The organism is Flavobacterium koreense, from assembly GCF_054776075.1.
Genome location: NZ_BAAHCF010000042.1, coordinates 102,111 through 116,249, shown reverse-complemented (window position 1 = coordinate 116,249; position 14,139 = coordinate 102,111). Strand labels below are relative to the sequence as shown.

Below are 14,139 nucleotides of genomic sequence, written 5' to 3'. Positions count from 1 at the left end.
TTTTATGAAATATATTGTAAAAAATTATTCTACATTTTCAACACTTGCTTCTGCAATTTTAGCATACGTTCCGTTTACTAATTTCTCACGAATAGCTTCAAATGCTGCTAACGTTTCATCAATATCAGCCAAAGTGTGAGAAGCTGTAGGAATCATTCTAAGTAAAATTATTCCTTTTGGAATTACAGGATAAACTACAATTGATAAGAAGATACCATAGTTTTCTCTCAAGTCATTTACCATAATCATTGCTTCCGGAATTGAACCTTCAAGGTAAACAGGAGTTACACATGTATTTGTATCACCAATATTAAATCCTTTGGCTTTTAATCCACCTTGTAAAGCATTTACGTTTTCCCAAAGTTTATCTTTCAATTCTGATGATTTACGTAACAATTCTAAACGTTTTAAAGCACCAACTGTTTGTATCATTGGCAATGCTTTAGCAAACATTTGTGAACGTAAATTATATTTTAAATAATCAATAATATCTTTATCAGCAGCTAAGAAAGCACCAATACTCGCCATTGATTTTGCAAAAGTCGAAAAATAAACATCAATTCCATCTTGACAACCTTGCTCTTCTCCTGCTCCAGCACCAGTTTTACCTAAAGTACCAAAACCATGAGCATCATCAACTAATAAACGGAAATTGTATTTCTTTTTCATCTCTACAATTTCTTTCAACTTTCCTTGTTGACCTCGCATTCCGAAAACTCCTTCAGTGATAAATAAAATACCACCACCAGTTTCTTCAGCTAATTTTGTAGCACGTTGAAGATTTTTCTCCATGCTTTCAATGTCATTGTGACGGTAAGTAAAACGTTTTCCCATATGTAAACGTACACCATCAATAATACATGCATGTGCATCAACATCATAAACAATAACGTCATTTTTAGTAACCAATGCATCAATACATGACATAATTCCTTGGTAACCAAAATTCAATAAATAAGCAGATTCTTTCATAACAAAAGCCGCCAATTCATTCTCTAATTGTTCGTGAGCATTAGTGTGTCCACTCATCATCCTTGCTCCCATTGGGTAAGCTGCACCATATTGAATGGCTGCATCAGCATCTGCTTTTCTTACTTCTGGATGATTAGCTAGACCTAAATAGTCATTCAAACTCCAGTTTAAAATATCTTTTCCTTGAAATTGCATTCTTGGACCTAATTCTCCTTCTAGTTTAGGAAACACAAAGTATCCTTCTGCTTGTGAAGCCCATTTTCCTAATGGTCCTTTATTATTTTGTATTCTTTCAAATAAATCTTTTACCATGATAAATAAGTTGTTAAAAAACGATGCAAAAGTAGTGATTATTTTTTTATTGGTTTAGAAATATTTATATCAATTTTAAATGACATTAAAAATTACATAATAATCAAAAAAGCAGCTATAAAAAGCTGCTTTTTCTCACATTTAATTCTAATAACTCCTTTAATACCTTGTGAATAAAAAAGACCCCAAATCAATTTATACCTTAGAAAAAATCTAAACGAAGAATGTGGCATCAAGGAATTATTATTTTTTTTGCTAAAACTTGTAGAATTTTAAAAATCCTCTGTATAACAAAAATTAACCTAACTACTTGGGACAAATTTAAGTTCCATTTTTGAAATAGAATAGCGTAGTTTTACGTGTTTTTTCAAATAAGAAATCTAAATTTGTATTTTAATCATTTACACATGAAACTAGTTTTTGCCTCCAACAACAAAAATAAAATTAAAGAAATCCAACTTCTTGTTCCAAATTCTATTCAAATTTTAAGTCTTGATGAAATTGGTTGCACAGAAGAAATTCCAGAAACTGCTGACACTATTGAAGGAAATGCGATTTTGAAAGCCAATTATGTTACAGAGAAATATGGATATGATTGTTTTGCAGACGATTCGGGTTTGGAGGTTGATGCACTTAATGGTGAACCAGGAGTATTTTCTGCTAGATATGCTGGTGAACCAAAAAACGACGATAATAATATGAATAAATTATTATCAAATCTTAAAGATAAAACCAACAGAAAAGCCAATTTCAAAACCGTTATTTGTTTGAATTATAAAGGCAAACAACATCTTTTCACAGGAATTATTAACGGAAAAATCATTGATGAAAAAATTGGAGACAATGGTTTTGGTTACGATCCAATTTTTGTGGCAAACGACTACTCAAAGACCTTTGCAGAACTTTCTATCGAAGAAAAATCCAATATTAGTCACCGCGGAATTGCAGTAAAACAATTGATAGAATTTTTATCGCAATAGTTTCTTTTCTATTACATTTACATTGAACTTTTTAATCTATTTTTTTTTTAGAATGAAGAAAACTATAACTCTATTTCTACTACTATTAACAGCCAATATTTACAGCCAACAAACTAAAGAAGAACTTGTAAATTTAGGATTGGTTGAACATCGTAACTTAAATTATCAAGAAGCAATCAATAACTTCAATAAAGCGTTACAAATTGATTCCAATTTTAGTGCGGCTTATGTAAATAGAAGCAATACTTATTTTGAGCAAAAAGAATATGAAAAAGCGTTGATTGATATTGATTTAGCTATAAAATTAGATTCGAACAATTCAATACCATACAATAACAAAGGTTTAATTCTAAAATTTCAAAATAAATTCACAGAAGCCATCGTAAATTATGACAAAGCTATCAACCTTGACAAAAATTATCATGAAGCTTACATCAATAAATTAAGAGCTTTACTTCTATTAAAAAAGCAAGATGAAGCCACGAAAACAATTGAAAATTTAAAAAAAGAAATTACGAAAAATCCAGAATTTTGTATTGTAACCTATGTTTACTATACATTGATTAATGATTATGCCGCAGCAATAAATGAATTAAACATCGGAGTCTCTTTGGACAGCAAAAACGAAAAAATTTTATTAGAAAGAGCTCGATTAAAAGATGATTTGAATGATGAAAAAGGAGCTATTTCTGATTATACTAAACTCATTGAAATAAATCCAAATTCAGCAAAATATTACTATGGAAGAAGCAGTAGTTATTACGATTTAAAGAAATATGAAAATGTTATCGAAAATTGTAATAGAGCAATTTCTTTAGACAAAAATTATTATGAAGCCTATCTCATGCGAGGAGATGTTTATGATACTTTTGGAGAAGAATCTAAATCAATTTTAGATTATGAAAAAGCTATAAGTATTAGACCTAATGTAGAATTTACTTATAATGAATTAGGAAAAGTATATTTTTTAAAAAATCAATTTTCAAAAGCACTTGAGGTATTTAATAGAATACTGCTAATAAATCCAAACTCAACCTCAAGTTTAGAATATAGAGCTGGATGCAAAACAAAATTAGGAGATTTTAATGGTGCCATTGATGACTTTAATAAACTAATAGCTTTAGAACCTAAAGAATATAAACATTACATCAACAAAGGTATTCAAGAAGATAATCTAAACCAAACCGAAGAAGCTTGCAAGAATGTAAAAAAAGGATATTATCTCATTAAAAATAAGTTATCCGAAGAATTTGGTATGGCCCATAATTTTTTATACACAAAATGCCGAAATTCATTAAACCCCAAAAATGTCAAAATAGAAGATTTGTATCTTGAAATGAGTGAACTATACAAAGTAGGCAAACTTGATTTGGTCATTTTAAAGTACAATGAAATGATGAAAATTGTTCCTGATTCTTCGTTTTTATACTACAATAGAGGAAAAATCAAAAGAGAATTGAACAAACATGAAGAAGCTATTCTTGATTATAAAAAAGCTGTTTTTTATGACAAAAAAAATGTTGAAGCATGGACTGCAATGGGAGTTTCTTACTCTTATACTTTAAAACTTGATGAGGCTATAAACGCAAATAAGGAAGCAATTAAAGCAGATGAGAACTATGCAATGCCTTACCATAATTTAGCTATAATTTACTCAGAGAAAAAGGAATATTTGAAAGCAATAGAAAATTTTGAAATCGCAGTACAAAAAGATGCAAATTATACTAATGCCTTTTATCAACTTGGTATTAATTATTTGCTAATAAACAATAAAGAAAAAGCTTGCTATAACTTTAAAAGAGCAGAATCTTTGGGTTCAATACCAGCCAAATTAAAAGTTTTGTCTGAATGTAATAACTAAAAAAAAGACATTTTTTTTCACGCAAAAACTTGCTTAGCATTCCAAATCATTTTTAAATCAAATTATCAAAAACCTCAACTACTTGATTTTCAAATAAAAACAAATTAGTTTATATCGTATTTAAAACCTACCTTTGCACCCAATTTAAAATACTTTATGAATAAATTTGAACAATTAGGTCTGAATGAGTCGTTACTGCTGGCGATCAAAGATCTAGGATTTGAGAATCCGTCAGAAGTGCAAGAAAAAGCCATTCCAGTCTTATTGGAAAAAAACACAGACTTAGTAGCTTTAGCACAAACAGGAACAGGGAAAACAGCAGCATTTGGTTTTCCGCTAATCCAAAAAATAGATGCTGAAGACAGAAGCACACAAGCGTTAATTTTATCACCAACGCGTGAACTATGCTTACAAATCACCAACGAAATTAAACAATACTCTAAATACGTAAAAGGTATTAATACAGTGGCAGTTTATGGTGGTGCAAGCATTACAGAACAAGCCCGAGACATTAAAAGAGGTGCACAAATTATTGTGGCAACTCCAGGTAGAATGCAAGACATGATTAATCGTGGTCTTGTAAACATCAAAAACATCAATTTCTGTATTCTTGACGAAGCAGATGAGATGTTGAACATGGGTTTTTATGAAGACATTGTATCCATTTTATCGGATACTCCAGATGAGAAAAACACTTGGTTATTCTCTGCAACAATGCCTGCAGAAGTAGCAAGAATTGCAAAGAAATTTATGCACGATCCAGCAGAAGTTACTGTTGGTAGCAAAAATTCAGGTTCAGCGACAGTTTCTCACGAATTTTATTGTGTGAACGCTCGTGATCGTTACGAAGCTTTAAAACGTTTAGCCGATGCTAATCCAGATATTTTTTCTGTAGTTTTTTGTAGAACAAAACGTGATACACAAGCTGTTGCAGAAAAATTAATTGAAGATGGTTACAGTGCTGCTGCATTGCACGGAGATTTATCTCAAGCACAACGTGATGGTGTAATGAAATCTTTTAGAGGTCGTCAAATTCAAATGCTTGTTGCAACTGACGTTGCTGCTCGTGGAATTGACGTTGATAACATTACTCACGTAGTAAACTATCAATTACCAGACGAAATTGAAACCTATAACCACCGTTCAGGAAGAACTGGTCGTGCTGGTAAATTAGGAACTTCTATCGTAATCATCACTAAAAGTGAGATTCGTAAAATTTCGTCAATCGAAAGAATCATCCAACAAAAATTTCAAGAAAAAACGATTCCTTCTGGAATGGAAATTTGTGAAATCCAATTGTTGCACTTAGCTAATAAAATTAAAGATACGGAAGTTGACCACGAAATAGACAACTATTTACCTGCAATCAACGAAGTTCTTGATGGTTTGACTAAAGAAGAATTAATCAAGAAAATGGTTTCTGTAGAATTCAACAGATTCATCAATTACTACAAAAAGAAACGTGATTTATCAGGTGAAAAAGGTAGTGAAAGAAGCGAAAGAAGTTCTGAGCCAAGAGAAATTAGAGCTGGTGATCCAGTTAGATATTTCGTAAACATTGGTTCTAGAGACGATTTCGATTGGATGCAATTGAAAGATTTCTTGAAAGAAACATTAGATTTAGGTCGTGATGACGTTTTCAAAGTAGATGTAAAAGAAGGTTTCTCTTTCTTTAATACTGACGGAGAACATACTGATAAAGTTATGTCTGTCCTTAACGGATTTGACCTTAACGGAAGAAGAATCAACGTTGAAATTTCTAAAAACGATGGCGGAAGCCGTGAAAGACGTGACCATAACGGAAGAAGTGGCGGCGGTTTCGGTGGCGGAAGAAGCTCAGGTGGTTTTAGAGGTGATAGAAATTCTGGTGGCGAAAGAAGAGGTTCTGGAAGTTTCGGTCCAAGAAGTGGCGGAGACAGAAGTTCGGCTCCAAAACGTGAAGGTGGATTTTCATCAGACAGACCAGCTAGAGAAGGCGGTTTTAGAAGTGAAAGAAGTTCAGCTCCAAGAAGAGAACCAGGTTCTGCTCAAAGAGAAGAAAGAGCTCCAAGACGTTCTGACGAAAGTTCTGACAGACCAGCAAGTCGTTCTTTTGACGCAGCTAAAGTAAGAAGACCAAGAAGAAGCTAAGCTTTTTTTAGATAACAAATATTAAATTCCAAATTCCAATGATTACTATTGGGATTTGGATTTTTTTTTGTAATTTTAATGGATTGTTAATTTTCTTATAATAATTTACAAAACCTATCGAAATTCTTTAAGAGTTTTATACTTTTAAACTTTCAAACAGACACATGAGATATTTTGCTCTAATTTTACTCTTCCTTTTCAACTCAAATGCTTTTTCGCAAGAGCTTTTGACGAAGAAGAAAGTGTATGGAACAGTAATAAACGGAACAACTTCTTTAGCATTACCCAATGCTAACATAATAAATATCAATAAAGTAAAAGGTTCTACAACCGATACAAAAGGTGCTTTTGAAATTGATGCCGATGTTAATGACACGCTTCACATCACTATGATTGGTTTTCAGTCCTTGAGAGTTAGAGTAACGAATGACTGGATTAAAAACGGTACAGCCAAATTAATACTTACAGAAAAAGCCATTGCACTTGAAGAAGTAAAAATAAAACGCTACAACCTTACCGGATATCTAGAAGTTGACTCAAAACTTATTCCTGAAGAAGAAAATTTCCGTTATAGCATTTCTGGACTTCCTGCAGCTTATGAGATGGGTGAACGTTCACCAAATGCCTTTTCACGTGTGATGAATTCTATTTTCAATCCTGCCGATATGTTGTACAATTTCTTTGGAAAAAAACCTAAAGAACTCCGCAGGTTAAAGGAAATGAAGAAAGACGATACGGTAAAAAATCTTCTTGAAACCAAATTCGACAGAGAAACCATTTGCATTTTATTAGGAGTAACCAAGAATGAAATTGCAGAAATTCTACAACATTGCAGCTACTCAGAAGCATTTATACAAACAGCAAATGATTTACAGATTTTGGATGCCATAAGTCAATGCTATGAGCAATACAAAGTCTTAAAAAAATAAAAATGCTTTTTTAATCTAAAACTTTAAATCCTTAATTGTAAAAACGATTGAGGATTTTTTTATATTTACTGATGCTTAAAAACATTTATAAGTATTTATATATGTTTGTTTGTGAAGGTAATACATAAGTTGGCAGACATAATAAAAAAGACCGCAAATTCAATAAATTAAAAAAATAAGGATGAAAAAAATTATATTTATACTGATTTTAATTTTCCAATTTACAAATGTATTTTCTCAAACATCAACTTGGCAATGGGCATTAAATGCTGGTAACAATGAAGATGACAGAGGGAATGGAATTGCAACTGATTCAAACGGAAATGTTTATAGTACAGGTTCGTTTGCTAGTTCAAACATAACTTTTGGTACTTATACATTAACTAATAATAGTTACTATTCTGGTTATATATTAAAACAAGATACACTGGGAAATGTAATTTGGGCAAAATGTATAACTGGTACTTCAAATAATAATGTTGGATGTGGAGATATTTGTACTGATAGTAATGGAAATATTTATGTAGTTGGAACATTTCAAGGAATCGTAAACTTTGAAGGTGTTACTTTAACCGCAAATGGTATTAGTGATATATTTATAATAAAATACGATTCTAATGGTAATCAAATTTTTGTAAAGCAAAGCAGTAATTCTTATTTAAATTCAGTTGGCCAAAAAATTTTCGTAGATAATAATGGTTATATATATATTACTGGTGTATTTGGAGGTGCTTTAGGAAGTCAACTTAATTTTAATAATCAAATTGTTACAAATAGCGTTCAAGGATATCAAGATGTCTATCTTTTTAAATTAGATAGTAATGCAAATGCTATTTGGGGGAAAAGTATAAGTGGAATTACAACAAAAAACGTAAAATCTATTGGAGCAGATAATAATGGTAATGTTTATTTAATTGGGGATTTTCTTTCTCCTACAATTACAATAGGTAATACAACTCTAACAAATTCTGTATCTAATAGTTCAACTGCTGATATATATATAGCAAGATATAACAATTCTGGAGATGTAGTTTGGGCATATTCATTTGGCGGGCAGCAATATGATTATGGAAGAGATTTAAAAGTTGACAGCAATGGAGACATTCATGTAACTGGAAGTTTTTATAAATCATCAATAAATTTCAATGGTACAATTCTACAAGGAAATAATTCTTGTTTAAACACATATGTTTTAGAATTTGATAATAATTTCAACATTATTTGGGGTAGAAGTTTTGGCTATGCAAATAATAATAGTAATGGACATAGTGTTGATGTTGATATAGATGGAAATACTTATTTGGCAGGAGATTTTTATGTTGCATTAAATATTGGTTCTTTTAATTTAATAAATGTTGGAACCAACGGATGGGGAGATATTTATGTAATAAAATACGATTCGCAAGGAAATGTGTTACAAGCAAATTCTGCAGGTGGAAATTATATTGAAGAAACAAACAAAATTAGAGTAAATAATAATGGTGATGCATTTTTAACTGGTCGTTATTATAGTCCAACATTAACTTTCGGTAGTCATTCACTTACAAACAATTCCATTTACAACAAATCAGACATCTTCATTTCAAAACTACAATTTAATAGTTTATCCAATAATGAACAATTAAATAGAGATAAGATAACATTATATCCAAATCCAATGATTTCAAATTCATTTTTAGATTTTGAAGAAGAACAGATTAATACTATAATTCAGATAACTGATATGATTGGAAAAGAAATAAAAAAAATTAATTTTAGTGGGAGAAGAATGAATATTGAAAAATCAGGATTGAAAAGTGGAATATATTTTATCATAATAACGAATAGTCTAAATGAAAAAGAAATTAAAAAATTAGTTATTGATTAGTAACCAAGATTCGAAAAGTGTTCCCATAAAATGCTGCGCAAATCTCTCCTGACTTTGCCCATTTTTTTTTATATTTGATAATCCAAACTAAAACAAAACGATAGAGGTAATTTTGCCTAAAAATGAAGAAATCAATTAAAATTAATACTAAATGAAAAAGATAATAATCTGCATATTAATATTTACAATTGGAATATTTAAAATTAACGCTCAAAATTCTGAAAACAATAGAATAATAACATCAGTAAGTTTTGAAAAAGAAAAAATTATTTTAAACAATGTAAATTGTTACAATTATATAAGGGAAGGAAACGAATTTAAAATATTAGACTTAAATCAAAAAGAATTGATAATTGGAAAGGTTGAAAAAAATTCGAATGATGAATTTGAATGTGTTGTAACCTTTGTTGGAATAAACAAACAATTTAGTAACAAAAAAATGATAGGTCGAAATGGAATTATTTTTGGACTTGTAAACAATAATGTTATTGAAAAGAATTTTGAATTTAATATAGAAAAATTAAACAAGTTTATTGAAGAATTTAACGAATTAAAATAAAAGACTTCCCATAAAATGCTGCGCAAATCTCTCCTGAATTTGCGCAGCATTTTATATTTGATAAAACGTAATCGATAATCTAATACCAACAATAAAATCATAAGAATCCTCTCAACACCTATATTTACTATTTATTTTACAAAATTTACATTTTTATTTACAATCCAAATTACTCCGTCCGGAAAATATCAAACTATATTCGCTTAATCAATTTTAAAAGAAAATGAACCTATGAAAAAAAGCCACTTTTTCCTGATCTTACCGCTGGCTGTGGTAATCGGACTAGTATTTACTAATTGTGAAATAAAAAGTAAAACAAAGCCATCCCAAAAGCAGTTGGCCGTTGTTAAAAAGAAAGACCCAATAGCGGAAAAGAAAAAATGGGAAGCTTCACCAGATGGTATAATGTACAAAAAATGGGAAGATTCTCCTGAAGGCAAAAAAGTGAGTTCCAGTTATGATAAAATAAGCAAGAATATAGAAGCTTTCAGTGATATGGAAGCTGTGGTAACCTCTGTTACTTTTCAGCGCGAAAACGCGTCACCAACAGGTCCAAAATGGCTTATCGTAAAGATTGGTGACGAAGATTACATGATGCAATTTGTTCCTGAAGAATTTGAAAAGTTAAAAAGCCTAAAAGTCAACGACAAAATAATTGTAAAAAGCCGCAGTGCAGGATGTTCACCTAATCATCCCTATTTGATTATATCGAGCGATTATATTGCAAAAGACAATAAGGTACTTTACAAACGTGACCTTAGTAAAAATAATGGTTGCTAAAGATAAGAACCATCGATAAAGAGTTCTCATAAAAAACTGCGCAAATCTCTCATGACTTTGCGCAGTTTTTTTATTCAACAAAGACAAATAGCAGTAAGTTATTTACTAAGATTTGAATAATACCTTTCCTCTATCCTTTTAATATCTTTAATAGAATTTCTAGCCCAATCCAATCTCTTTTCAAGAATTTCATCTTCGGTTAGTTGCCAATTTAAGTTCGATTGACGCAATCTGTTAGTAATATCTTGAATGATAATCGCCGCAGAAACAGAGATATTTAAACTTTCTGTAAAACCTACCATTGGTATTTTGATATAACCATCGGCTTGTTCTATAACTTCTGGCGAAAGTCCGTCGCGTTCTGTTCCAAAGAAAATGGCGCTTCGTTTTGTAATATCAAATTCGTGAATCAAGCACGAATCATTGTGTGGCGTTGTGGCGATAATTTGATAACCTTTTTCACGCATAGCATCCATGCAACTTTGCACCGAGTTAAATCGGTTTACATCAACCCATTTTTGTGCGCCCATGGCAATTTCGGCATCGATTCTTTTACCAAATTTTTCTTCAATAACATTCAATTGTTGAATTCCAAAAACTTCACAACTACGCATCACCGCGCTAGTATTGTGCAACTGAAAAACGTCTTCCATTGCAATCGTAAAATGATTGGTTCTATTCTTTAAAACCTCTAAAAAGCGTTCTTTTCTGTTTTCAGTAAGGATATCTTCTAAATATGCTAAGTAATCTAAATCGACCATTTTAAAAAATTAATTTTGGCAAAAATAGTAAAAATGCTTAGTTTTAAGTCCAAATGAAAAAGATGAAAAAATTAGTAGTTTTAACAGGTGCAGGAATTTCTGCAGAAAGTGGTATCAAAACCTTTCGCGATGCCGATGGATTATGGGAAGGACACGATGTTATGGAAGTCGCTTCTCCTGAAGGCTGGCGCAATAATCAAGAATTGGTTTTAGATTTTTACAATCAAAGACGAAGACAATTACATCAAGTAAAACCTAATTTAGGACATCAAACTTTAGCAGATTTAGAGAACGATTTTGACGTTCATATCATCACACAAAACGTAGATAATTTACACGAACAAGCCGGAAGCTCGAGAGTTTTACATCTTCATGGCGAACTATTAAAAGTGCGAAGTGTAAAAGACCGTAACTACATTTTAGATTGGTCACACGATTTAAAAACTGGTGATGTTGATAAAAACGGACATCAATTACGACCACATATCGTTTGGTTTGGCGAAGATGTTCCAGCGCTTGAAGAAGCTTTGCAAATTGTTCAAACTGCAGATATTATTGCCGTTATTGGTACTTCATTACAAGTATATCCAGCAGCAGGATTGATTCATTACGGAAAACCAAACACACCAATTTATTATATTGACCCAAAACCCGCGACGATTTATGAATTAGCCAATCCGCTAGAAGTAATTCCTATGAATGCAACCGAAGGTGTTCCGTTTTTGAGAGAAAAATTGCGAAGAAGAGAATAGAAAATAGAGAATAGAAAATAGATTCTATGGATAGTCTATTTTCTTTGTTCTATATTCTATATTCTAAAATCGTTTAACTAAATTTGCGCTTTAAAAATAACTAGATTCTGAATCAAGTTCAGAATAAACAACACAACACAATGCAACTATCAGAATTAAACGCTATTTCACCAATTGACGGAAGATATAGAAGCAAAACCGTTTCCTTATCACCATTTTTTTCGGAAGAAGCTCTAATAAAATACCGAGTTTTAATTGAAGTGGAATATTTTATTGCTTTATGCGAAGCCGATTTGCCACAACTTTCAGGTGTAAACAAATCTGTTTTTGATGCCTTACGTAAAATTTATACCAACTTTTCAACCGAAGACGCACTTTGGATAAAAGAAACCGAAAAAACGACAAATCACGATGTAAAAGCTGTTGAATACTTTATCAAAAGTAAATTTGATGCATTAGGATTAGAACCTTTCAAAGAATTCATTCACTTCGGATTGACTTCACAAGACATCAATAATACTGCGATTCCTTTATCAACAAAAGAAGCTTTTGAAAAAGTATATTTACCAAGTTTGATTGCTGTAATTGCAAAATTAAAAGAATTAGCAATGGAATGGAAAGACATTCCAATGTTAGCAAGAACGCATGGACAACCAGCTTCTCCTACTCGATTGGGAAAAGAGATTTTGGTTTTCGTAGAACGATTGGAAGAGCAAATGCGATTGTTATTTAATGTTCCATTTGCTGCAAAATTTGGTGGAGCAACAGGTAATTACAACGCACATCATGTAGCTTATCCAAATACCGATTGGAAAAAGTTCGGAACTGATTTCGTGGAATCTACTTTAGGATTGCAACATTCATTTCCAACTACACAAATAGAACATTACGATCATTTTGCAGCATTTTTCGATGCTTTAAAACGAATTAACACTATTCTAATTGATTTAGATAGAGATATTTGGACGTATGTTTCGATGGATTATTTCAAGCAAAAAATCAAAGCTGGAGAAATTGGTTCGTCAGCAATGCCACATAAAGTAAATCCAATTGATTTTGAAAACTCAGAAGGAAATTTAGGAATTGCAAATGCTATTTTCGAACATCTTTCTGCTAAATTACCAATTTCAAGATTACAGCGTGATTTAACTGATAGTACGGTTTTAAGAAACATAGGAGTTCCAATGGGACATACTTTAATCGCATTTGAAGCTACTTTGAAAGGGTTGAATAAATTGGTTTTAAACGAAGTTAAATTTGAAGAAGATTTGGAGAAAAACTGGGCAGTTGTAGCTGAAGCAATTCAAACGATTTTACGTCGTGAAGGTTATCCAAATCCTTACGAAGCTTTGAAGGATTTAACTAGAACTAATACTATTATCAATAAAGAAGCGATTCATAATTTCATTCAAACACTGAATGTTTCAGACGAAATTAAAGTGGAATTGATGCAGATAAGTCCAAGTAATTATTTAGGAATCTAATAACTAAACAAAAAAAATGAAAAAATTATTATTTACAATTGTACTACTAAGTTCACTATTTTCAGTTGCTCAAAAGAATTACATTTTATTGAAAGATGGAAATAAAATGGAAATTGACGAAAGAGATTTTTATTATTCAACCTTTGAAAAAGTTAGATATTCTCTTCCTAGCAAAGAAGGTTTCGAAGCAATCAAAGGAATCGATATTGATAAAGTAGATAAATTAGTAGCTGGTGATATTACTTACATACCTTTTAAATACAGTGAGAAAAAGAAAAAGTATATGGTATTGAGTAAAATCATTGCTGAAACAAGTGACAAAATGCTTTTATTGAGCTTTACTCCTCCTTTCTCTGCTGATGGATATTATCTTGATTACAACTATAAAATAGTTGATAAAGCTACAAATACAATTATTGATTCTGGTTGGTTTAACGAAAGTAAAATGCCTAAAAAATTAGTTGATCAAAATACAGCAATTGCAACTATCAAAAAACATTTCTCAAAGTGTAAAGAAATGATGGACAGCTTAGCTGAATTTGAAAAGAAAATACCAACTGCCAATGGAAACGGTTATACTGAAGAATACATTGCTGGTTTTATGCATCAAGACAAACCTTTTAACTGCAATTAATTTTTAAAACAAAGAAGGCATAAATAGATACCAAACCTCAAAGACATTTTAGAAAAAAAGCTCACAAAGATTTTAAATACTTTGTGAGCTTTGTGCTTTCTTAGTGAACTTCGTGGTT

At 31.2% G+C, this 14,139-nt stretch carries 12 protein-coding genes; 10 read left to right on the top strand and 2 right to left on the bottom strand.

The features are described from left to right. Positions 1 to 24 precede the first annotated feature (24 nt). Positions 25 to 1,284: an aminotransferase class I/II-fold pyridoxal phosphate-dependent enzyme gene (locus ACYU7A_RS14015; RefSeq protein ID WP_344816146.1), complete on the bottom strand. Its 1,260-nt coding sequence runs from the start codon at positions 1,282 to 1,284 to the stop codon at positions 25 to 27. Positions 1,285 to 1,691: 407 nt separating this feature from the next. Here ACYU7A_RS14015 and ACYU7A_RS14010 point away from each other — a divergent pair, with 407 nt between their 5' ends. From ACYU7A_RS14010 to ACYU7A_RS13980, 7 genes are all read left to right on the top strand, one after another. Next, a complete protein-coding gene (locus ACYU7A_RS14010; protein WP_460577521.1) occupies positions 1,692 to 2,264 on the top strand; it encodes a non-canonical purine NTP diphosphatase in 573 nt (190 codons plus the stop codon). Between the two features lie 52 nt (positions 2,265 to 2,316). Continuing rightward, positions 2,317 to 4,125, top strand: coding sequence for a tetratricopeptide repeat protein (locus ACYU7A_RS14005; RefSeq protein WP_460577519.1), 1,809 nt, complete (start codon positions 2,317 to 2,319; stop codon positions 4,123 to 4,125). Positions 4,126 to 4,281: 156 nt separating this feature from the next. Further along, positions 4,282 to 6,255, top strand: a complete 1,974-nt coding sequence (locus ACYU7A_RS14000) for a DEAD/DEAH box helicase (protein ID WP_460577517.1) — start codon at positions 4,282 to 4,284, stop codon at positions 6,253 to 6,255. A gap of 164 nt (positions 6,256 to 6,419) precedes the next feature. Further along, positions 6,420 to 7,184, top strand: coding sequence for a carboxypeptidase-like regulatory domain-containing protein (locus ACYU7A_RS13995; RefSeq protein WP_396146130.1), 765 nt, complete (start codon positions 6,420 to 6,422; stop codon positions 7,182 to 7,184). Between the two features lie 181 nt (positions 7,185 to 7,365). Then, positions 7,366 to 9,051: an SBBP repeat-containing protein gene (locus ACYU7A_RS13990; RefSeq protein WP_460577514.1), complete on the top strand. Its 1,686-nt coding sequence runs from the start codon at positions 7,366 to 7,368 to the stop codon at positions 9,049 to 9,051. Between the two features lie 151 nt (positions 9,052 to 9,202). After that, the gene (locus ACYU7A_RS13985; protein WP_344816151.1) at positions 9,203 to 9,610 is read left to right on the top strand and encodes a hypothetical protein; all 408 of its coding nucleotides are present in this window, start codon (positions 9,203 to 9,205) and stop codon (positions 9,608 to 9,610) included. Between the two features lie 336 nt (positions 9,611 to 9,946). Continuing rightward, a complete protein-coding gene (locus ACYU7A_RS13980) occupies positions 9,947 to 10,390 on the top strand; it encodes a hypothetical protein (RefSeq protein ID WP_460577511.1) in 444 nt (147 codons plus the stop codon). Between the two features lie 98 nt (positions 10,391 to 10,488). Here the strand turns inward: ACYU7A_RS13980 and ACYU7A_RS13975 are convergent, their stop codons facing one another. Next, the gene (locus ACYU7A_RS13975) at positions 10,489 to 11,151 is read right to left on the bottom strand and encodes a TrmH family RNA methyltransferase (RefSeq protein ID WP_460577509.1); all 663 of its coding nucleotides are present in this window, start codon (positions 11,149 to 11,151) and stop codon (positions 10,489 to 10,491) included. 62 nt (positions 11,152 to 11,213) lie between these two features. On the opposite strand from ACYU7A_RS13975, the gene ACYU7A_RS13970 reads away from it, so the two are divergent. The 3 genes from ACYU7A_RS13970 (at position 11,214) to ACYU7A_RS13960 (ending at position 14,021) form a co-directional block, all read left to right on the top strand. Next, positions 11,214 to 11,903, top strand: a complete 690-nt coding sequence (locus ACYU7A_RS13970; RefSeq protein ID WP_460577507.1) for an SIR2 family NAD-dependent protein deacylase — start codon at positions 11,214 to 11,216, stop codon at positions 11,901 to 11,903. Positions 11,904 to 12,043: 140 nt separating this feature from the next. Next, positions 12,044 to 13,387 carry an adenylosuccinate lyase gene (gene purB, locus ACYU7A_RS13965; RefSeq protein WP_460577505.1) on the top strand — a complete coding sequence of 448 codons (1,344 nt, stop codon included), beginning with the start codon at positions 12,044 to 12,046 and terminating at the stop codon, positions 13,385 to 13,387. A gap of 16 nt (positions 13,388 to 13,403) precedes the next feature. Further along, the gene (locus tag ACYU7A_RS13960; protein ID WP_460577503.1) at positions 13,404 to 14,021 is read left to right on the top strand and encodes a hypothetical protein; all 618 of its coding nucleotides are present in this window, start codon (positions 13,404 to 13,406) and stop codon (positions 14,019 to 14,021) included. Positions 14,022 to 14,139: the final 118 nt, after the last annotated feature.